Annotated in this window: 19 protein-coding genes and 1 pseudogene; 14 read left to right on the forward strand and 6 right to left on the reverse strand. The window is 69.8% G+C overall.

Going from position 1 to position 19,912, the window contains the following annotated elements; genetic code table 11:
• From SPF06_RS08515 to SPF06_RS08535, 5 genes are read left to right on the forward strand one after another with little or no spacing between them, the layout of a single operon-like run.
• Positions 1-777 (forward strand): flagellar biosynthetic protein FliR, encoded by a 777-nt coding sequence (locus SPF06_RS08515; RefSeq protein WP_323278610.1) that lies wholly within the window; start codon positions 1-3, stop codon positions 775-777.
• Positions 774-1,898: an EscU/YscU/HrcU family type III secretion system export apparatus switch protein gene (locus SPF06_RS08520; protein WP_323278611.1), complete on the forward strand. Its 1,125-nt coding sequence runs from the start codon at positions 774-776 to the stop codon at positions 1,896-1,898. Before SPF06_RS08515 ends, SPF06_RS08520 begins: the two co-directional genes overlap by 4 nt.
• Positions 1,895-3,937 carry a flagellar biosynthesis protein FlhA gene (locus SPF06_RS08525; RefSeq protein ID WP_323278612.1) on the forward strand — a complete coding sequence of 681 codons (2,043 nt, stop codon included), beginning with the start codon at positions 1,895-1,897 and terminating at the stop codon, positions 3,935-3,937. Before SPF06_RS08520 ends, SPF06_RS08525 begins: the two co-directional genes overlap by 4 nt.
• Positions 3,915-4,787, forward strand: coding sequence for a hypothetical protein (locus tag SPF06_RS08530; protein WP_323278613.1), 873 nt, complete (start codon positions 3,915-3,917; stop codon positions 4,785-4,787). Before SPF06_RS08525 ends, SPF06_RS08530 begins: the two co-directional genes overlap by 23 nt.
• Before the next feature lie 23 nt (positions 4,788-4,810).
• Positions 4,811-5,068 (forward strand): carbon storage regulator, encoded by a 258-nt coding sequence (locus SPF06_RS08535; protein WP_323278614.1) that lies wholly within the window; start codon positions 4,811-4,813, stop codon positions 5,066-5,068.
• Between the two features lie 501 nt (positions 5,069-5,569).
• Here the strand turns inward: SPF06_RS08535 and SPF06_RS08540 are convergent.
• A pseudogene (locus SPF06_RS08540) lies at positions 5,570-6,016 on the reverse strand (hypothetical protein); the annotation flags it as partial.
• A 339-nt stretch (positions 6,017-6,355) separates the two neighbouring features.
• Between SPF06_RS08540 and SPF06_RS08545 the strand changes: the two are divergent.
• The 5 genes from SPF06_RS08545 (at position 6,356) to SPF06_RS08565 (ending at position 11,715) form a co-directional block, all read left to right on the forward strand.
• Entirely contained in the window at positions 6,356-7,201 is an 846-nt protein-coding gene (locus SPF06_RS08545; RefSeq protein WP_323278615.1) for a sigma-70 family RNA polymerase sigma factor, read from the forward strand.
• A 117-nt stretch (positions 7,202-7,318) separates the two neighbouring features.
• On the forward strand, positions 7,319-8,539 hold the full coding sequence (locus SPF06_RS08550; RefSeq protein WP_323278616.1) for an NAD(P) transhydrogenase subunit alpha: 1,221 nt from the start codon (positions 7,319-7,321) through the stop codon (positions 8,537-8,539).
• The gene (locus SPF06_RS08555; protein ID WP_323278617.1) at positions 8,539-8,862 is read left to right on the forward strand and encodes an NAD(P) transhydrogenase subunit alpha part 2; all 324 of its coding nucleotides are present in this window, start codon (positions 8,539-8,541) and stop codon (positions 8,860-8,862) included. Before SPF06_RS08550 ends, SPF06_RS08555 begins: the two co-directional genes overlap by 1 nt.
• On the forward strand, positions 8,859-10,244 hold the full coding sequence (locus tag SPF06_RS08560; RefSeq protein ID WP_323278618.1) for an NAD(P)(+) transhydrogenase (Re/Si-specific) subunit beta: 1,386 nt from the start codon (positions 8,859-8,861) through the stop codon (positions 10,242-10,244). The genes SPF06_RS08555 and SPF06_RS08560 overlap by 4 nt, the downstream gene beginning before the upstream one ends.
• A 103-nt stretch (positions 10,245-10,347) precedes the next feature.
• Positions 10,348-11,715: an FAD-binding oxidoreductase gene (locus SPF06_RS08565; protein WP_323278619.1), complete on the forward strand. Its 1,368-nt coding sequence runs from the start codon at positions 10,348-10,350 to the stop codon at positions 11,713-11,715.
• A 15-nt stretch (positions 11,716-11,730) separates the two neighbouring features.
• Here the strand turns inward: SPF06_RS08565 and SPF06_RS08570 are convergent, their stop codons facing one another.
• Positions 11,731-12,441, reverse strand: coding sequence for a DUF4386 domain-containing protein (locus SPF06_RS08570; RefSeq protein WP_323278620.1), 711 nt, complete (start codon positions 12,439-12,441; stop codon positions 11,731-11,733).
• A gap of 116 nt (positions 12,442-12,557) precedes the next feature.
• Between SPF06_RS08570 and SPF06_RS08575 the strand changes: the two genes are divergently transcribed.
• A complete protein-coding gene (locus SPF06_RS08575) occupies positions 12,558-13,274 on the forward strand; it encodes a TetR/AcrR family transcriptional regulator (protein ID WP_323278621.1) in 717 nt (238 codons plus the stop codon).
• A 34-nt stretch (positions 13,275-13,308) separates the two neighbouring features.
• Here the strand turns inward: SPF06_RS08575 and SPF06_RS08580 are convergent, their stop codons facing one another.
• The 3 genes from SPF06_RS08580 to SPF06_RS08590 form a co-directional block, all read right to left on the reverse strand.
• On the reverse strand, positions 13,309-14,010 hold the full coding sequence (locus SPF06_RS08580) for a hypothetical protein (protein ID WP_323278622.1): 702 nt from the start codon (positions 14,008-14,010) through the stop codon (positions 13,309-13,311).
• A gap of 152 nt (positions 14,011-14,162) precedes the next feature.
• Positions 14,163-14,723: a TetR/AcrR family transcriptional regulator gene (locus SPF06_RS08585; protein WP_323278623.1), complete on the reverse strand. Its 561-nt coding sequence runs from the start codon at positions 14,721-14,723 to the stop codon at positions 14,163-14,165.
• 1 nt (position 14,724) lies between these two features.
• Positions 14,725-15,060, reverse strand: a complete 336-nt coding sequence (locus tag SPF06_RS08590) for a hypothetical protein (RefSeq protein WP_323278624.1) — start codon at positions 15,058-15,060, stop codon at positions 14,725-14,727.
• Positions 15,061-15,379: 319 nt separating this feature from the next.
• On the opposite strand from SPF06_RS08590, the gene adh reads away from it, so the two are divergent.
• The 3 genes from adh (at position 15,380) to SPF06_RS08605 (ending at position 18,435) form a co-directional block, all read left to right on the forward strand.
• Entirely contained in the window at positions 15,380-16,903 is a 1,524-nt protein-coding gene (gene adh, locus SPF06_RS08595; RefSeq protein WP_323278625.1) for an aldehyde dehydrogenase, read from the forward strand.
• Positions 16,904-17,011: 108 nt separating this feature from the next.
• Positions 17,012-18,031 carry an alcohol dehydrogenase AdhP gene (gene adhP, locus SPF06_RS08600; RefSeq protein ID WP_323278626.1) on the forward strand — a complete coding sequence of 340 codons (1,020 nt, stop codon included), beginning with the start codon at positions 17,012-17,014 and terminating at the stop codon, positions 18,029-18,031.
• A complete protein-coding gene (locus SPF06_RS08605) occupies positions 18,031-18,435 on the forward strand; it encodes a DUF779 domain-containing protein (protein ID WP_323278627.1) in 405 nt (134 codons plus the stop codon). The genes adhP and SPF06_RS08605 overlap by 1 nt, the downstream gene beginning before the upstream one ends.
• 99 nt (positions 18,436-18,534) lie before the next feature.
• On the opposite strand, the gene SPF06_RS08610 is transcribed toward SPF06_RS08605, so the two are convergent.
• Positions 18,535-19,887, reverse strand: a complete 1,353-nt coding sequence (locus SPF06_RS08610) for an MFS transporter (RefSeq protein ID WP_323278628.1) — start codon at positions 19,885-19,887, stop codon at positions 18,535-18,537.
• Positions 19,888-19,912: the final 25 nt, after the last annotated feature.

Here is a 19,912-nt window from a genome sequence, read left to right on the forward strand (position 1 = left end):
ATGAACATCCCGGCTTTCAACATCCCGATTGACCAAGCCTTCATCGAAGCCGTCATCCTCGCGGCCGTCCGCGTCACGACCTTCCTGTTCATCGCCCCGCCGTTCGCCCACAACGCGTTCCCGGCCCGCATCAAGGCGATGCTCGGTATCGGCCTGGGCCTCGCCGTCGCGGGCCGCGCAGGCGCCGGGTACGGGCCGCGGGACACGGCGGGGTTCTTCACGGGCCTTGTTCTCGAGCTCGTCACGGGGCTCGCGCTCGGCTTCCTCGTGTACCTCGTGTTCGCGGCCGTCCAGTCCGCGGGGTCCCTGCTCGACCTCTCGGGCGGATTCCAGCTCGCCCAGGGCTACGACCCGATGAACATGGTCAACGGCGCCCAGTTCACCCGGCTGACCCAGATGGCCGCCCTCGCGCTGCTCCTCTCGTCGGACGGCTACCAGCTCGTCATCAGCGGGCTCGCGGGCACGTTCGGCGCGCTTCCGCTCGCGGGGGGCCTCGACCTCGCCCACCCCGTCCAGGCGATGACGACGGCGGTGGGCGGCCTCGTCGTCGATGCCCTCCAGATCGCGGGGCCGCTCATGGTCGTCCTCTTCCTCGCCGACCTCGGCCTCGGCCTCCTCACCAGGGTCGCCCCCGCGCTCAACGCCTTCCAGCTCAGCTTCCCGCTCAAGGTCCTCATCACGCTCACGCTCGCAGGGATCCTCTTCCTCGCCCTTCCGCGCGTCGTCGCCTCCCTCGCGCAGCAGGCCGTGAGCTCCCTTCTGGGGGTGAGCGGATGAGCGAGACCCAGGAGCGCACCGAGAAGGCCACGGAGAAGCGCCTCCGCGAGGTGCGGTCGAAGGGGCAGCTCTCGCGCTCGCAGGACCTCACGGCGTGGCTCGCCGTCGGGGCGGGCGCCCTCATGCTCCCCTCGACGATCACGGCGGCCTCGAACGCGGGCGCCGCGCAGCTCTTCGGCGTGCGGTCGGCCGCCGCTAACCCCGACCCCGGGATGGCCCTCGCGGCGCTCGCGGAGGGCGGCGCGTCGATCGCGGCGACGCTCGGGCCGCTCGCCGCCGTCGTCTTCCTCACCGTGTTTGTCGGCTCGGCAGCGCAGGGCGGCGTGCACGCGCGCCGCTTCGCGCCGTCGTTCGAGCATTTCAACCTCGTCGCGGGCTTCACGCGGATGTTCGGCGTCCAGGCGCTGTGGGGCGGGCTCAAGGCGCTCGCGAAGACCGCCGTCGTCGGGCTCGTGCTGTGGGGCGTCGCGCAGGGGCTCATGCCGGTGCTCCTCTCTGCTGGCGCCCTGCCCCTCGCCGGGGTGCTCGCGGCGGCGGGCGACGGCGCGGCCTCGCTCATCCGCTTCGCCGTCGCCGCGGGGCTCGTGCTCGCCGGGGCGGACGTGTTCGTGGTTCTGCGCCGCAACCGCACGAAGACCCGCATGACGAAGCGTGAGCTCAAGGACGAGTCCAAGAGCTCGGACGGCGATCCGCTCATCCGCGCCCAGCGACGTTCGCGCCAGCTCGCGATGTCCCGCAACCGGATGATCGCCGCGATCGCGGGGGCCGACGTCGTGCTCGTCAACCCGACCCACATCGCCGTCGCGCTCACGTACGAGCCGGGGAAGTCGGCGCCGCGCGTCGTCGCGAAGGGGGCCGGCGTGGTTGCGGCGCGCATCCGCGAGGAGGCCGAGAAGGAGCGCGTGCCGATGGTCCGCGACGTCCCGCTCGCCCGGGCCCTGCATGCCGCGTGCGAGATCGGCCAGGAGATTCCGGTCGAGTTCTACACCGCCGTCGCGGGCGTCCTCGCGTTCGTCATGGCGCTCAGGGCCCGCGGCGCCGCGGCGGGCCTGCACACCCTCTCTCACCCGCCCATCCCGCCCCGCCGCCCGCCCGTCCGCCCGAGAGGAGCCCACGCATGAACCGAAACCTCGCGCGCCTCGCCGTCCCCGTCGGGATCGTCGGCATCGTGCTCCTGCTCGTCGTGCCGGTGCCCGCGCCAATCCTCGACGTGCTCATCGTGTGCAACATCCTGCTCGCGCTCGTGATCCTCCTGACGAGCATGTTCGTGAAGAAGCCGCTCGACTTCTCGGTCTTCCCCTCGCTCCTCCTCGTCGCGACGCTCTTCCGGCTCGGCCTCAACGTCGCCTCGACCCGACTCGTCCTCGGGCAGGGCTACGCCGGCCAGGTCATCGACGCGTTCGGCAAGGTCACGGTGGGCGGATCGATGATCATCGGCGCAGTCGTGTTCGTGATCCTCGTGGTGATCCAGTTCGTCGTGGTCACGAAGGGCGCCGAGCGCGTGGCCGAGGTCGGGGCGCGTTTCACGCTCGACGCGATGCCCGGCAAGCAGATGGCGATCGACGCGGACCTCAACGCGGGCCTCATCACGGACGTCGTCGCGCGGCAGCGGCGGGCCGAGGTCTCCGCCGAGGCAGACTTCTACGGCGCGATGGACGGCGCGTCGAAGTTCGTCAAGGGCGATGCCATTGCGGGCATCGTCATCATCATCGTGAACATCGTGGGCGGCCTCGGCGTCGGGATGGCGCAGCGCGGACTCTCGATCACCGACGCCCTCAACACCTACTCGCTCCTCACGATGGGGGACGGCCTCGTCTCCCAGATCCCCGCCCTGCTCATGGCCGTCTCGACGGGCATGATCGTCACTCGCTCCAATGCCGAGGCGGACCTCGGGCAGGCCGCGTCCTCCCAGCTCTCGCAGTCCCGCACGGCGCTGCTCATCGCGGGGATCGCCGCCGTCGTCATGGCGCTCATCCCGGGCATGCCCCCGCTGCCGTTCCTTGGCGTCGGCGGCGCGCTGATCGTCGCGTCCCGCCGCATTCGGCCCGCGCACGACGGCGATGCTGCCGCCAGCTCTGCGGCAGCCGCGACGCAAAGTGCCGAGGACCCCAACCAGCGGCTCATGGAGGAGATGCGCGTGCATCCCCTTGAAATCCTCTTGGCGCCCGACCTCGTCGACCTCGTGGGCGGTTCAACGGACGATCTGCTCGCGCGCGTCAAGTCGCTCCGGCAGAAGGTCGCGATGGACCTCGGCGTCGTCATCCCGCCGGTGCGTACCCGTGACTCCGTGGAACTCCCGCCGTCGACCTATGCGATCCGCATCGCCGGCGTCGAAGCGGCCAGGGGCGCGGCGCCGTCGGGCAAGCTCCTCGCGCTCGGCGACTTCCTCGACGCGCTGCCGGGGGTCGCCGTCGTCGAACCTGTCTTCGGGCTCGCGGGGAAGTGGATTCCCGCCGAGATGCGGCACAGCGCCGAGATGACGGGGGCCACGGTGATCGATCGCGTGAGCGTGCTCGTCACTCATCTGTCCTCGATCGTGACCTCGAGCGCCGCGCGCCTGCTCTCGCGCGAGGACGTGCGGGTCCTGACGGAAGGGGTCAAGGCCGCGAGCCCGGCGGCCGTCGACGAGCTCACGCCCGGCCTGCTCTCCCTCGCCGAGATCCATCGCGTGCTCCAGGGGCTCCTCGCCGAGCACGTGCCGATCAACGACCTCACGCGGATCTACGAGTCGCTCACGCTCCGTGCGAAGGCCTCGACCGACCCCGAGGGGCTCATCGAAGCGGCCCGCCTCGCGCTCGGCCCTGCGCTCGTGGGGCGCCTCATGGACGGGGAGCGGCTCACGGTCATCACGATCGAGCCGGGCCTCGAGCAGAGCCTCGTTCAAGACCTCCGCCCGGCCGAGGGCGGGACACAGCTCGTCATGGAGCAGTCCAAGCTCGACGCCATCATGACGTCCCTCAGCTCCGCCGTGGCCGCGGCCGAATCAGCTGGGAAGAGCCCCGTGCTCGTCTGCGCGCCGGTGCTGCGGCCAGCCATCCGGAAGCTCGTTCCGCTCCCGCCGTCGGGGGTGCCCGTGCTCTCGTACGCCGAGGTCACGTCCACGACCGTGAACATCGAGACGATCGGGGTGGTGCGCCTTGGCACAGCAGTACCGGCTTAGCGGCGGCACGCTTGAGGCCGTGACCCGGCGGGCGTGCGAGCTGTACGGGCCGACGGCGCGGATCGTGAGCGCCGAGCGGGTGCTCGACCAGGGGCTCGGCGGATTCCTCGGCCGTCGTCACGTCGAGGCCATGGTGCTCGTGCCCGACCACGCCGAGGCGCCGCCGTCGTTCACCCCGCATACCCTCCCCGCAGCGCGCGGCGGGATTGCCGCGCTCCTCGATGAGGCCGAGCGCGTCGAGGACGAGTTCCAGGACGAGCCGCCCGAGGCGACCCACGCCCCGCCCTCTGTGTCGACGCAGTCGGAGATCTTCGACGTCGTCCTCGCCCGGCTGCGCGAGGACACGGCGGCGGACGACGAGCCTGTTCCGGCCCTCCTCGGCGAGCCCGGGGATCTCGTGCTCGTCCTCGGCCCACGCCCCGCGGCGTACGACGCGGCCCGCTCGATGGCGGACAGCGCGTCCCGGTGGGAGCTCGCGGCCGTCGGACCGGGTGCGGGCGCCGACTGGCCGGCCCTCGCCGGGGCCCGCGGGGCCAACGCCGCCCGCGCCCGAGCCGTCGAGGACGGAAGGGCGGTGCTCGCGGTCGCGGCACTGGATCCGCTTGAGCCCATCGAGCCGCAGCTCCGGGCGGCCTACGCGCTCCACGCCGACCAGGTCTGGCTCGCCGTCGACGCGCGCCACAAGCCGGACGAGACGGCGGACTGGGTCGACGCCGTCGCCGAACTGCTCCCGGTCGACGCGCTCGCCGTCGTCGGGGCGCGCGAAACCCGCACGGCGTATACCGTGAATGGCCTCGGGATCCCCATAGGCTGGGTCGACGGCCACGCTGCACCACGGACGGTGCTCTGACAGCGCTCCACGGAAGGAAAGCCATGCTCGTTCTCACACGCAAGCCCGGCGAGAAGATCATGATCGGGGACGACATCGTGATCACGTTCCTCGAGAGCAGGGGAAACGAGGGCATTCGGATTGGCATCGACGCCCCGCGCCACCTCGCGATCAAACGCGAGGAGATCTTCGAGGCCGTCGCAGGCGCCAACCTCGAGGCCACGCAGGCCGAGGCCGGGGATATCCTGCGGGGGCTTCCCGGGCTTCCCGGGCTTCCAGGGCTTCCCGGGCTGGGGGCGTAGGGCGGGCCTTCTCCGCCACTTCCCTCCTCCCCAAGGTTCGCGCCGTCCTCCCCAACTTTCCCGCCGTCCTCCCCAACTTTTTGCGTCCAGTCCGCTCCTCCGCGTCCCCGGAAGGCCCGGATTTCCGCGGAACGCGCCCCCGCCGTCGTCCGGAGAAGTGGGGGAGGTCGGAACAAGAAGTGGGGAGGACGGATGTGATGTCTCATGTTCCAGAGGATGTGGACGTTCTGGCCGGTCATGGCGCTGCCGATCTGGACCTTCACGCCGCGGATCGTGATGCCGCCGTTGGCGGGCACGGCGCGGGTAGCGGAGCCTTCCACTCCCGGGCGGATCCGTGTTTCCGGTGCGGGCTCGGGCGTCGGGATCGTGGGCCGGACCGGTGCGTGCTTCGGCCTGGGCGGTTCGGCCTTCGGGGTCGCCTCCCAGGCTTGCAAGGGGCGTGGTCCTGCCGGGTAGGCCCTGATGTGGGCGCTGGGTGTTGTAGATGAGATCGAACGCATCGACCTGTTCCTGGAGCTGGGCGATCGTCTCGGCGAGCAGCTGCCTGTCCAGCCAGCGGAACAGGGTCTGGCGGAACCGCTCGTTCTTGCTCTGGGTGGTCGGCTTGTAGGGCTTGCCCGTGATCGGCTCCACCTCCCAAGGAGGTGACGTATGCGACCAGCTGGTCGGTCGCGTCCGGCTGCCAGCACGCGTTCGGCGCCGGATACACGAACCGGCGGAACGCAGCCCGGGGCTTCTTCTTCGGCTCCGCCCGGGCGACCCCGCCTCGCGGAAGATCCGTGCCAGAGAGGCCGGCGAGGGGACCGGGGTCATGCCCAGGGAGCACATCTTCTCGTGCACGCTGATCGGCCCGTGATCCAGCCCGGAGCGCTCGAGCGCGGCCCGCACCCCGACGGCCTGCTGCCTCAGGTTGTCCGAGAGCCTGGCCGGGCTGTTCTGCGGGCGCATGGACCGCGACTCCAACACTGCGGCCGGCCCGTCCACCAGGCTCCGCCCTCCCGGATCTCGTAGAAGGTCTTCCGCGAGATCCCAAGCTCGGCACAGAACGTGCTCATCGCACCCCGCGGGGCGTCATCTGGCCACTGCCCAATCGCAAGCCGGACACGAGGAGGTGGAACCTCCGCGAGCCTGCGCCGTGACTGCGCCTGTCACACACACGACACGCAGAGATTAGACATGTACAACCTCGTCTTTGACATGTACAAATGGACATGTCTAACGGGACGGTCGGTTTTGAACTGCCCTCACCCCTGCGGACTCCGGTTCGCAGGCTCTGGAGGGAAGCACATGAACATCGACGAGCGGAACCGTCTCGTGGTGGAGAATCTGCCGCTCGTCGGCTATCTCGTCTCCGACCTCTGCGCGCGCGCCACGCATCTCTCGCGCGAGGAGATGGCCTCGGCGGGATCGCTCGGCCTGGTCCTCGCCGCGGAGGCGTTCGACCCCACGACCGGCGTGCCCTTCGGGGCCTTCGCGCGCCGGCGCATCACGGGCGCGCTCATGGACGAGCTGCGCTCGCTCGACTGGGCCGGGCGTGGAGCGCGCAAGCGCATGAAGGCGGTTCAGGCTGTCGTCGAGACCCTTTCCGGGGCCCTCGGCCGCCGCCCCACGAACGACGAGATCGCCGCCGCCCTCGGCGTCTCCCTGAACGACGTCGAGACCGCGGCCGCGGACGCCGCCCGCACCGTCGGCCCGCTCGACGAGTTCGTCGCCGAGACGCTCGTCGCGGAGACGCTCGCCCCGGAGGAGGCCGCCCTCGCGGGCGAGCAGACCCGCTACGTGCGGGCCGCCGTCGCGTCCCTCCCCGAACGCCTCCGGCACGTCGTCACTGCGATCTACCTCGAGGGGCGCAGCGTCAAGGACGTCGCCGACGAACTCGGCATCACGTCGTCGGCCGTCTCCCAGCAGCGCAGCGAGGCGATCCGCCTCCTCCGCGACGGCCTCACCCTGCACTATGCGGATGCGCCCGCCGCGGCTGTAGCCCCGGGGTCGGGCCTCGAGCGGCCGGGCCCCGAGCGGCCGATGTCGGCCCGCCACGCCGCCTACCTCGAGGCCTTTGCCGACTCGGTCCGCGAGATCAAGCGCATGAGCCTGCCCTCGGCCGCGCCGCTCGTGGCCCGCGCGGCCTCCTGAGCGCGCATCCTCGCGCCGGCGCCTGAGCACACGAGCGGGGCACGGGCGCCAACCCGGACGAATGTCGGTGGCCCGCAATACACTTCACCCGTAGGCTCAGCGTCGAGGGAGACTCTTGTGGACGTCGGCATTGCGAGGGAACGGATCGAAGGGGAGCGGCGCGTCGCCGCGACCCCCGAATCTGTGCGGCAGCTCGTCGGGCTAGGCCTCGGGGTGAGGATCGAGGCCGGTGCCGGTGCTGCCGCGGGCCATGCCGACGGCGAATACGAGGCCGCGGGCGCGCACATCGTGCCGGAGCTCGACTACGGCGCGATTGACGTCCTCACCCACGTCCGGCCCCTCGACCCGATGACGGCGGCCCGCCTCAAGCCGGGCGCGATCACCGTGGGCCTCGCCTCGCCGTCGACCGAGCTGCCCACGGTCCGCGCGCTCGCCGAGGCGCGGGTCGGGGCGTTCGCGCTCGAGCTCGTGCCCCGCATCTCGCGCGCACAGTCGATGGACGCGCTCACGTCCCAGGCCCTCGTGACGGGCTATCGGTGCGTGCTCGAGGCCGCGATCCGCCTCCCCCGCTTCTTCCCCCTCTACATGACCGCCGCCGGCACGGTCCCGCCCGCGCGCGTCCTCGTGCTCGGGGCCGGGGTCGCGGGCCTTCAGGCGATCGGCACGGCGAAGCGCCTCGGCGCCCGCGTCTCCGCGAACGACATCCGCCCAGCCTCCGCCGACGAGGTCGCGTCGATGGGCGGCACGTTCATCCGCCTCGACCTCGAATCTGCGGAGGCAACCGCGGGGCCGGGCGGCTACGCGCGCGAGCTCACGGCCGACCGCGGCGCGCTCCAGCGGCAGCTCCTCGCGCCGCACGTCGCCGAGGCGGACGTCCTCATCACGACGGCCGCGGTCCCCGGCCGCCGGGCTCCGCTGCTCGTCACGAAGGGCATGGTCGCGGCGATGCGGCCGGGCTCGGTTGTCGTGGACATGGCGGCGGAGTCGGGCGGGAACGTCGAGGGCTCGGTCCCCGGCGAGGACGTCGACGTCCCGACGGCCGACGGCGCGGGCCGGGTCACCCTCGTCGGCCTCAAGGATGCCGCGTCCGCGATGGCGTCGGACGCGTCGCGCCTCTACGCGAAGAACGTCGCGAACTTCATCGCCCTCATGGCCGCCGACGGCGAGGTGGTGCCGGACTTCGCCGACGAGGTCGTCGCGGGGGCGTGCCTCACGTACGACGGCGACGTGCGGCACGAGCCGACGGCGGAGGCGCTCGCGGCGCTCGCCTCGGCGACGGCCCGCCCGGAGGGGCACGTGGGCGTGCTTGACGAAGAGATCGAGGGAGGGGCGGGCTGATGGGCGGAATCGAGCTCCTGACGATCACGGTCCTGGCGGTGTTCGTGGGCTTCGAGGTGGTCTCCAAGGTCTCGAGCATCCTGCACACGCCGCTCATGTCCGGGGCGAACGCGATCCATGGCATCATCCTCGTCGGCGCGATCACGGTCGCGGGGCAGGCGACGGACGGCTGGGTGCTCGCCGTCGCGCTCCTCGCCGTCGTCCTCGCCACGGCCAACCTCGTGGGCGGGTTTGTCGTGACGGACCGGATGCTCGAGATGTTCCGGGGGCGCACAGCCGTCGGCAAAGGCAGCAAGGAGACCATCGAGGGGGAGGCCAAGTGACTGTGTCCGGCGCGATTCTCGACCCCACCTGGACGGCATTGCTCTATCTCGTCGCTGCGGTGTGCTTCATCCTCGCCCTCAAGGGCCTCAGCTCGCCCAAGCACGCACGGCGCGGGAACCTCGTCGGCGCGTTCGGGGCGCTTGTCGCGCTCGTGACGGTCTTCCTCTCGAGCCGGGTCGAGAACGTCGCGTGGATCCTCGGGGCGATCCTCGTGGGCGCGGCGGTGGCCGCGCCCGTCGCGCGCCGCGTCAGGATGACCCAGATGCCGCAGCTCGTCGCGATGTTCAACGGCGTGGGCGGCGGCGCCGCGGCCCTCGTGGCGCTGCTCGAGCTCCCGCACGCCGAGGATGGCTGGCTGCGGCTCGCGATCGTGTTCACGCTGTTCGTCGGCGCCGTCTCGTTCGCGGGCTCCGCCGTGACGTTCGCGAAGCTCCAGGAGCTCATGACGACGCGCCCCGTCGTGTTCCCGGGGCTGCCGGTGCTCATGGGCGTCGTGCTCGTCGCGGCGGTGGGTGCGGCGGGCGCCGTCGTGATGGGCGGCTCGCTGGGCGTTGCCGTCGTGCTTCTGCTCGTGGGGCTCGTGACCGGGGTGTTCCTCGTGCTCCCGGTGGGCGGGGCGGACGTGCCGATCGTCATCTCGCTGCTCAACGCGTTCACGGGTCTCGCGGTCGCGGCCTCGGGGCTCGTGCTCGGCAACGTGCTCCTGGTCGTCGCGGGCACGCTCGTGGGCGCCTCCGGCACGATCCTCACCCGCCTCATGGCTGCGGCCATGGGCCGCAGCGTCACCGGCATCATGTTCGGCGCGTTCCGCGGGGGCTCGACGGCGGGGTCCACGGTCGTGAGCGAGCGGCCCGTGCGGTCGTCGAGTGCGGAGGACGTGGCGATCCTGCTCGGGTACGCGCAGCGCGTCATCATCGTGCCGGGCTACGGGCTCGCCGTCGCGCAGGGCCAGCACACGGCTGCCGAGCTCGCGCAGGCCCTTGAGATGCGCGGCATCGACGTCGAGTTCGCGATCCACCCCGTGGCCGGCCGCATGCCCGGGCACATGAACGTTCTCCTCGCCGAGGCAAACGTCCCATACGAGTCGCTCAAGGAGATGAGCGAGGTCAACGGCGACTTCAAACAGGCCGACGTCGCGCTCGTGGTGGGCGCGAACGACGTGGTGAACCCCGCCGCGAAGTCCACGCCCGGCTCGCCGATCTACGGCATGCCGATCCTCGAGGCCGGCGACGCGCGGCAGGTCGTGTTCCTCAAGCGGTCCATGCGGCCGGGGTTCGCGGGCATCGAGAACGAGCTCCTCTACCAGTCGCAGACCACACTCCTGTTCGGCGACGCGAAGGAGTCCCTGACGAAGGTGCTCACGGCGGTGAAGGCGCTCTAGCTTTGGGCTGCGAGCGGGCCGAGCCGCGTTCCTCGCCTGGCCCGTCACGTACTCGTAAGCCTGCGCCATTGTCCCCGCACGCGGTCGGTGCGACCTTGGGTGCGTGGTCGACTTCAACCTCCTCCAGATGCAGTGCCGCGGACGGGTCATCACCCCCGCGGATGATGACTACGACGGCGCCCGTCAGGTGTGGAACGGCTCGATCCAGAAGCGTCCCGCCGCCATCCTCAAGTGCGCCGGCTCAGCCGACATCGTGCTCGGCGTCCGCTTCGCCGCCGACCAGGGCCTCACCCTCGCCGTGCGAGCAGGCGGCCACAACATCGCGGGGCTCGGAACATGCGACGGCGGCCTCGTGCTTGATCTAAGGGACCTGCAACGGGTCCGGGTGGACCCCGTCTTGAAGCGTGCAAGGGTGCAGCCCGGCGTGACCTGGGGAGTCTTCGACCGCGAGGCACAGGCGTACGGACTCGCGACGACGGGCGGGGTGATGTCGACGACCGGCGTCGCGGGGTTCACCCTCGGCGGCGGGATCGGCTGGCTCATGCGGCGTTACGGCGTGGCCTCGGACAACCTTCGCGCGGCCCACCTCGTCACGGCAGACGGCGAGCTCGTCGCCGTCGACGGCGACAGCGAGCCGGACCTCCTCTGGGCCCTGCGCGGCGGCGGGGGAAACTATGGCGTGGCGACGTCGCTCGAATTCGAGCTTCACGACGTGGGCCCTGAGGTCATCGCCGGGCCGGTCATCTATCCCCTCGACCAGGCCCGCGACGTGCTCGGCGAGTGGTCCGCCGTCGCCCCTTCGCTCCCGGATGACGCGATGAGCATCGCGATCTTGCGCACGGCGCCCCCTGACCCGCCTTTTCCCGAGCACTTGTGGGGGCACCCCGTGCTGTCGATCAGCATGATGTGGCTCGGCTCCCCGGACGAGGCCGCTTCCGCGCTCGCTCCCATCCGGTCGCTGGGCCGGCCGGCCGTTGACGCCGTGGGTCCCAAGCCGTACGTCGCCCAGCAGTCCTCCCAAGACCGCTACTGGGCGCCGGGCGCGCAGAACTACTGGAAGGCGGACTACCTCACGAAGCTCGACGACGCCGCAATCGCGGGCCTCGTCGACGCGGCCGCCCATTTCACGTCGCCGCTCTCCGACATCAAGCTCGCCACCCTCGGCGGTGCCCTCGCCCGCACTCCCGAGGACTTCAGCGCCTACGGCAACCGCGGCGCCGAGATACTGCTCAACATCAACACGCGCTGGGATGAGGGCGACGGCGACGGCCACATCGGCTGGACCCGCGCCTTGTGGACCGAGCTGCACCGCCTCGCGAGCGGGGTCTACGTGAACTTCCTCGGAGAGGAGGGCGCCGGGCGGGTTCTCCAGGCGTACGGCGAGGAGAAGTACAAGCGGCTCGTCGAGCTCAAGCGGCGCTGGGATCCGGAGAACCTCTTCCACGTGAACCAGAACATCCCGCCCGAGTAGGCGCTTGCCTCTCTCTCAGGCCTGCGCGGCGATGGTCCGGGCGGAGGTTGAGCGCTGAGGCGCATCCCGGAACTCCCGGAATCCGCGGAACACCAGATACAGGGCCAGGCTGACCTCCCACGCGAAGACGGGAATCGCCGCGAGGGCGGCCGCTGTCGAAGCCTGGGGGAGCGCCCCGAACATCTGCGCGAGTCCGGAGACGAAGACCAGCGGGCCGCCCACGAGCCCGAGGGCCGGGATGAAGCGCGGCACGAGGCGGGAGCGGAACAGGACGGTTGCGAGCACCACGGTGTTGACGCCGCAGACGAAGCTCGGCCCGATCAGGAACGTCCAGTTGTGGAACGATGCGAGGGCCTGGATCAACGCGGCGTCCCCGACGCCGCCGGACTGGACCAGAGTCACCGCCGCCATGAGCGGTGTGATGCCGACGGCGATCACGGCGGCCTCCAGCGTGCGCAGCCCCGCGTAGCCGAGGGCCTTGCCCTCGTTGAACCGCCTGATGACGGGATAGAACGCGACGCCTGTGCCGACGATCGCGAGGCTGAGGACCACTTCGAGGAATCCCCCGACGAGAGCTCGCGCGCTCGCGCCCGGGCCCGCCAGATAGTCGGCGTACGCGGTGCTCGTGAGCACGGGGCCGTAGAGCGCGAGTCCCGCGACCGACGTGACGTGGGTGGTGAGGTAGAGCGCTCCGATGACGATCGCACTGCGTCGCGTGGTGGCCATGAGAATTCCGTTCCCTTTTTCTCGGCAGGTGTACGGCGTACACCTCTCATGGACCGACGATAGGTGTACGTCGTACACTTGTCAATCACGGTGTTGCAGGTTCAAGGGAGCTGGTTGTGGCGAAGGCGGACGACGGCGGGCAGCGGCAGCCGCTCAGCCGTGACCGAGTGCTTCGGGCCGCCGTCGCCCTCGCCGACGAGGCGGGACTCGAGGCCATCAGCATGCGCAAGCTCTCGCAGACCCTCGGCGTGGTGCCGATGGCCCTCTACAAGCACGTGGCCAACAAGGAGGAGCTCCTCGACGGGATGATCGACGTCGTCGTGGGCGAGATCGAGCCGGCCATGGGAGATTCCGACTGGAAAGCCGCCGTTCGACGCCGGATCCTCTCCGCCCGGACGGTCATGCTGCGGCACCCGTGGGCGCGGCGCGTCATGGAAGCACAGGCCGCCCCGACACCCGTGATCCTCGCCTACACCGACTCGGTGATCCGCACTTTCCTCGCGGGGGGCCTCTCTGCGGACCTGGTGCACCACGTCATGCATGCGCTCGGCAGCAGGATCTTCGGATTCACGCAAGAGCTGCACGAGACGGCGCCCACGGCGCCGGCCGATCTCACGCCCGAACAGGCGGCGTACATGATGGCAGCGTTCCCCGGGATCGCCGCCGTCGCGATGAGCCGCCCCCACGATCCGAACAGCGTCGTGGGGTCCGGCTGCGACGACGAGTTCGAGTTCGAGTTCGGGATCGACCTGATGCTCGACGGCGTCGAACGGCTCCAGCGCAAAGGCTGGGACTCAAGCGACCACGACCGCGAGGACGCCTCGGTGCTGTAGGCGTCCGGTGCGGCCGGCCTAGAGCGGGCCTGGTTCAGGCGGTCTCCTTGGTCCGCACTGCCTCGAAGACGGTTCTGACGGGAGGCAAGGGCTGGTTGAAGTCGATCCCGAAAGCGTCAGCCACGGTCTTCTTGAAGTACATGCCGAAATCGGAAGCGTCCGCCGCGAACCGCCGGTTGGCCTCGGCCGGGTCGGGCGCCTCGAAGTAGACGCTCGCAAAGTCGCCCATCGGAGTCGAAATGATGTACGCCCGGTGGAGCGTCACGCCATTGTCGCGGTTGAGGGTTTCCCACTCCGCCTTTCTGGCCCCGGCTGTCTCGCCGCCGAGGCTGCGGAGCTGCTCTGTCTTCCCCGGCAGGATCGGCGCCGAGAACCCGAGGCCGGGATGCCGTGAACCGGCTGGCTCCGAGAACTCCAGCCACTGCTCGGCCGCTGGCGGCGGTTGCGTTGCGATGTCGATTCCGTGGGCGTTCTTGACGTGGTCCCGCAGGAGTTGTGCCACTTCCGAAGCGTCGTTCGCCTGGTTCTCGAAGGCCCGCTCCATCGACTCGGCTTCCTGATACGTCGTGACCACGTCCCCCATGGGTGTCGTCATTTGGTACACGCGGGCAAGGCTGACCGTGCTGTTGGCCAGGAAGTCCTGCAGCCCCGGATGCTCGGCCAATCTCGCGCCCATTTCCGCGGGTGCGGCCTCCTTGCCGGGAATGACAGGGGAGGGAAATGCTAGCGATCCCATTGTTCTTACCTCCGGTTCATCCTGTGGATGCCAGCGTGCTGTGGGCATGCCGACTGCACCTCGTGGGGTGCGACGTGGTGTCAGCCACCATTGCGCGCCCCGCGTTCGGTCTTGTCAACAGGTCGAGAGGTGTTCCGCACGCAATCCATCCCTCAAGGCTGTTTCGCCCACAGCCGTGTCAGCACGCCCTTGAGGTCGGCTGCCGTGACGCTGCCGGGATCAGCGAGTTCCGCGGCGTCGGCGGCCGAGATGACCCCGACAGTGGCCGCCTCGAGCAGTGCGCGGCCAGGGGTCGTGTCGACTAGCCCGAGGTCGAGGGCGTTCTTGAACGCGTCATGGATCCAGCGCTTGAGCTCCGGAGAGGAAGCGAGGCCCGCAAGAAGTGCCCGATCGTCGGGGTTCTCGGCGAGGGATGCCGCGAGCCTCTCGTGCGTCGCGGCGAAGGTCCTCCACAGGCTGTCGGCGTCCTCGGCCGGCTTCCATGGGCCGATGGTGTCGGCGAGGCGGGTGAGGAGTTCTGCATTCACACTCGCGAACAGGTCCTCCTTCCCGTCGAAGTAGTTGTAGAAGGCCGAGCGGGAGAGCTGTGCCGCCGCCGCGATCCCGTTGAGCGATGCGCCGTCGAACCCGTTCTCGGCGAAATGGTGTCTCGCGATCGCGAGAATCCTCTCCTTCTCCGTCTCGGGAAGCCTCTCGAAGCGTGGGAGCGGCAATTCAGACCTCCTTTGACAATGCAGGAACAGGGGCGGCGAGCTGGCGCCGGAGTCGGGACGAGTGTGTCCAGTTCGCGGCCCACACGAGCAGGGCGAGGACGCCTGAGGCCACCCCAATCGGACCCGGTAGGAGCGACGCGATCTGGAGGCCGCACCACGCGTGGCCCGTAGCAGCCCACAGTTTTCGGCTGCGGCTGGCGGCCCTCCCGTCCGCTCGCAGGCTGCGGTCGACGGCGGCGACGATGAAGAAGTCCTCGGCGAAGTTGAACGGGACGGCGAACATGAGCCAGACCGAGCGTGGCGTGCCCGCTCGCGCCGGCGGCGGCACTTCGGACACGAGTAGTGCGAGCGTCCGGCAGTACAGCGCGACGAGCCCGAAGAAGACCCGGCTGGGTGAGCAGAGCGAGGATCGGGAAGGTCAGGATGATGGTTGCCCTGCGCATGAGCCCCCCTTGTGTACAGTACGTGTGAACACACTGTACACGGAATGGCGTCTCGGGCGGGAGGCCACAGGACCCCTCGCCGCGGCCATCGTCCGCTGTGACCCGCGCCACACCGTTGCAACCAAGCCGCAACCCACCCACTCCTACGCTCAAGCCAGTCGCCGGCACCACCGGCCCCCCGTGAAGGGGATCCAGAGACAAAGGAGTTTCGCCATGACCGTCTACGCATTCCCCGGAACCGAGGGCAGCAAGGTCACCTTCAAGGACCGGTACGAGAACTTCATCGGCGGCGAGTGGGTGGCCCCCGTCGGCGGGAAGTACTTCGAGAACATCACGCCGGTCACCGGGAAGGTGTTCTGTGAGATCCCGCGCTCGCAGGCCGCAGACATCGAGCTCGCCCTCGACGCCGCGCACAAGGCCGCCCCCGGCTGGGGCAAGACCTCCGCGGCCGAGCGCGCCCTCGTCCTGCACCGCATCGCCGACCGGATCGAGGAGAACCTCGAGCTGCTCGCCGTCGCCGAGACGTGGGACAACGGCAAGCCCGTCCGCGAGACGCTCGCCGCGGACCTGCCGCTCGCCGTCGACCACTTCCGCTATTACGCCGGCGCAATCCGCGCCCAGGAGGGCTCGCTCTCCCAGATCGACGAGACGACGACGGCGTACCACTTCCACGAGCCGCTCGGCGTGGTCGGGCAGATCATCCCGTGGAACTTCCCGCTCCTCATGGCCACGTGGAAGCTGGCCCCCGCGCTCGCGGCGGGCAACGCCGTCGTCCTCAAGCCCGCGGAGCAGACCCCGGCGAGCGTGCTCGTCCTCGCGGAGCTCATCCAGGATCTGCTCCCCGCAGGCGTGCTGAACATCGTCAACGGCTTCGGCGTCGAGGCTGGCAAGCCGCTCGCGTCGAGCCCGCGCATCCGCAAGATCGCGTTCACCGGCGAGACGACCACGGGCCGGCTCATCATGCAGTACGCCTCGCAGAACCTCATCCCGGTCACGCTCGAGCTCGGCGGCAAGAGCCCGAACATCTTCTTCGACGACATCGCCGCCGCCGACGACCCGTTCTACGACAAGGCCCAGGAGGGCTTCACGCTCTTCGCGCTCAACCAGGGCGAGGTGTGCACGTGCCCGTCGCGCGCCCTGATCCAGGAGGGGATCTACGAGAAGTTCGTCGGTGACGTCGTCGAGCGCACCAAGAAGATCAAGCAGGGCAACCCGCTCGACACCGAGACGATGATCGGCGCCCAGGCCTCCAACGACCAGCTCGAGAAGATCCTCTCCTACATCGAGATCGGCAAGGCCGAGGGCGCGAAGGTCCTCACCGGCGGCAAGCGCGCCGAGCTCCCCGGCGAGCTCGCGGGCGGCTTCTACGTCGAGCCGACCATCTTCGAGGGCAACAACACCATGCGCATCTTCCAGGAGGAGATCTTCGGGCCCGTCGTTTCCGTCGCGAAGTTCGCCGACTACGAGGAGGCGCTCGAGATCGCCAACGACACCCTCTACGGCCTCGGCGCCGGGGTCTGGAGCCGCAACGGCAACACCGCCTACCGGGCCGGGCGCGAGATCCAGGCCGGGCGCGTGTGGGTGAACAACTACCACGCCTACCCCGCGCACGCGGCGTTCGGCGGCTACAAGTCCTCCGGCATCGGCCGCGAGACGCACCTCATGATGCTCGAGCACTACCAGCAGACCAAGAACCTCCTGGTCAGCTACAGCGAGAACAAGCTGGGCTTCTTCTAAACCCCGCCCAGCCCCAAACCTGGGCAAGACGGACGACGGCGGCGCGCACCGCCGTCGTCCGTGTCGCCTTCTCCTGCCTCACCGGAATCAATGCAAAGGAGCATGACCATGACCACCTTCAAAGCCGCCGTCGTCCACGCCTTCGACCAGGAGCTCAGCGTCGACGAACTCGAAATCCCCACGCCCGGTCCGGGCCAAGTCCTCGTGAAGCTCATCGCGAGCGGCGTCTGTCACACCGACCTCCACGCGGCGCAGGGTGACTGGCCTGTCAAGCCCAAGCTGCCACTCGTTCCGGGGCACGAGGGCGTCGGGACGGTCGTCGCACTCGGAGAAGGCGTGAGCGATCTCGCGGTCGGCGACCTCATCGGCAACGCGTGGCTCTGGAGCGCGTGTGGCACGTGCGAGTTCTGCCGGACAGGCTGGGAGACTCTGTGCGAGTCCCAGCAGAACGGCGGATACAGCGTGGACGGCTCGTTCGGGGAGTACATGCTCGTCGACGCTAAGTTCGCGGCGCGAATCCCCGAGGGCTCCGATCCGTACGAGATCGCGCCCGTCCTGTGCGCCGGCGTCACGGTGTACAAGGGGCTCAAGCAGACCGAGGTCCGGCCGGGGGAGTGGGTGGTGATCTCCGGCATCGGCGGGCTCGGGCACATCGCCGTTCAGTACGCCGTCGCGATGGGCATGCGGGTCGCCGCCGTCGACGTCGCCGACGAGAAGCTCGCCCTCGCCCGCAAGCACGGCGCCGAGGTGACGGTCAACGCGTTCGCCGAGGACCCGGCGTCGGCCATTCAAGCCGCAACGGGCGGCGTGCACGGCGTCCTCGTCACCGCTGTCCACCCGGCCGCGTTCGGGCAGGCGATCGGGATGACCCGCCGCGGCGGCACGATCGTCTTCAATGGCCTCCCGCCTGGGGACTTCCCGGCGCCGATCTTCGACATCGTGCTCAAGGGCCTCACGATCCGCGGCTCGATCGTCGGCACGCGGCAGGACATGGTCGAGGCCCTCGACTTCTACGCCCGCGGCCTCATCCACCCGACGTACCACACGCGCGACCTCGGGGAGATCAACCAGGTGTTCGACGAGATGCACCACGCGAAGATCGACGGCCGCGTGGTCATCAAGTACTGATGGACACGCAGCCCGCGTCAGCGCTCGACGCCCGGCCGGTGCGCCCGGGGGAGGACTTCTCCCGGGTCGCGCTGACCGAGCCGGCCGCGGCGCTCCTTGACGCTCTCTGGGAACGTCACGGTCCGCTCATGTTCCATCAGTCGGGCGGCTGCTGCGACGGCTCGGCGCCCATGTGCTACCCGGCGGGGGAGTTCTTGACGGGCGACGCCGACGTCCTCCTCGGCGTCTTCGACCTCCCCGGGCGGGGCGAGCTTGGCTTCTGGATGTCGAGGGAGCAGTTCGCGTACTGGTCGCACACGCACCTGACGGTCGATGTGGTGGTGGGCCGCGGGAGCGGGTTCTCGCTCGAGGCGCCGGAGGGGAAGCGGTTCCTCATCCGGAGCGAGATCCTCGACATCCCGTAGGCCCGGCGTCCGGCGAGATCTGGCCACGCGTCCGATGAGGACGCGTGGCCAGATGTCGCCCCACGCGTGGCCAGATGTCGCCCCACGCGTGGCCACCTGCTACTTCGAGCCGTGCACCTTGTTGCCGAGTTCGTGGATCGGCGTGCGGAACGTCTCGCGGGCCCACAAGGCGCCGATGATGGCGAGCACCGACGAGCCGGCGACGATCCAGGCCGCAGGGCCCCAGTTCGCGGGCACGCCGTTGACGAGCGCGGTGCCGAGAAGCGGCGTGAAGCCCGCGCAGAGGATGCCGATCTGCAGACCGATCGCCATGCCCGAGTACCGGACGCGCACGTTGAACAGCTCCGCGAACCACGCGGGGTAGATCGCGTTCGACATCGCGTACGTGCCGGCCGTGATGAGGGTGCTCGTCAGGAAGATGAGCGGGATGTTCTGCGTCGAGATCGACGAGAAGTACACGAAGATGAGCGCGCCGGAGCCGATCACGCCGCTGATGAAGAGCGGCTTGCGGCCGAACCTGTCGGCGAGGAACGCGGCGAACGGCTGCGTGGCGATCGCCACGACGTTGCCGAGTGCGCTCACCCACAGCATCGTGGGCGCCGGGACTCCCACGGCCACCGCGTAGGCGATGCCGAACGACTGCATGAACGTGTTCGTGACCGTCTCGAAGGACATGAGCGCGACCTGGAAGAACTGCGGCGTGTGCGTGCGGAACATGTCGACGAACGGAAGCTTCACGAGGTCGTGGTGCTGGGCCTTCTCCTCGAAGACCTCGGGCTCCTCGAGCGAGCGGCGCACGAGGTAAGCGACGATGAGCACGATGAGGGAGCTCCAGAACGGGATGCGCCAGCCCCACGAGAGCTTGTCGGCGTCGCTCATCGCCGAGACCGGGAGGAACACGAGCGAGGCGAGCACGATGCCGGCCGAGATGCCGCTCATGGCGAACGAGGGGAAGAACGCGCGGCGCCCGACCGGCGATTCTTCCATGGTCAGCGCCGACGCCCCTGCCGTCTCCGCGCCGGCCGAGAGGCCCTGGAGAAGGCGCAGCACCACGAGGAGGACGGGGGCGAGGTAGCCCGCGGCGTGGAAGTCCGGGAGGACGCCGATGAGGAACGTCGCGCCGCCCATGAGGACGAGCGTGAGGACGAGGGTGTTCTTGCGGCCGATCCGGTCGCCGAGGTGGCCGAAGACAATCGCGCCGAACGGCCTCGCGACGTACGCGACGCCGAACGTCGCGAACGAGGAGATGAGGGCGATCGTCGGGTTGCCGGACGGGAAGAAGATCTTCGAGAACACGAGCGACGCCGCCGTGGCATACACGAAGAAGTCGTAGTACTCGAGGGCGCCGCCGAGGAACGCGGCGAGGGCCGCCTTCTTGGCGCGCCGGAGGCGGCGCTCCTGCTCTTGGGGCGTTGAGATGTCGGGGTCGGCGATGCCGGTGAACTTGGCCATGGCTCCTCTTTGGGCGAATGGTAAG

This window comes from Sinomonas terricola (assembly GCF_034931225.1).
GTDB classification, from domain to species: Bacteria; Actinomycetota; Actinomycetes; order Actinomycetales; family Micrococcaceae; genus Sinomonas; species Sinomonas terricola.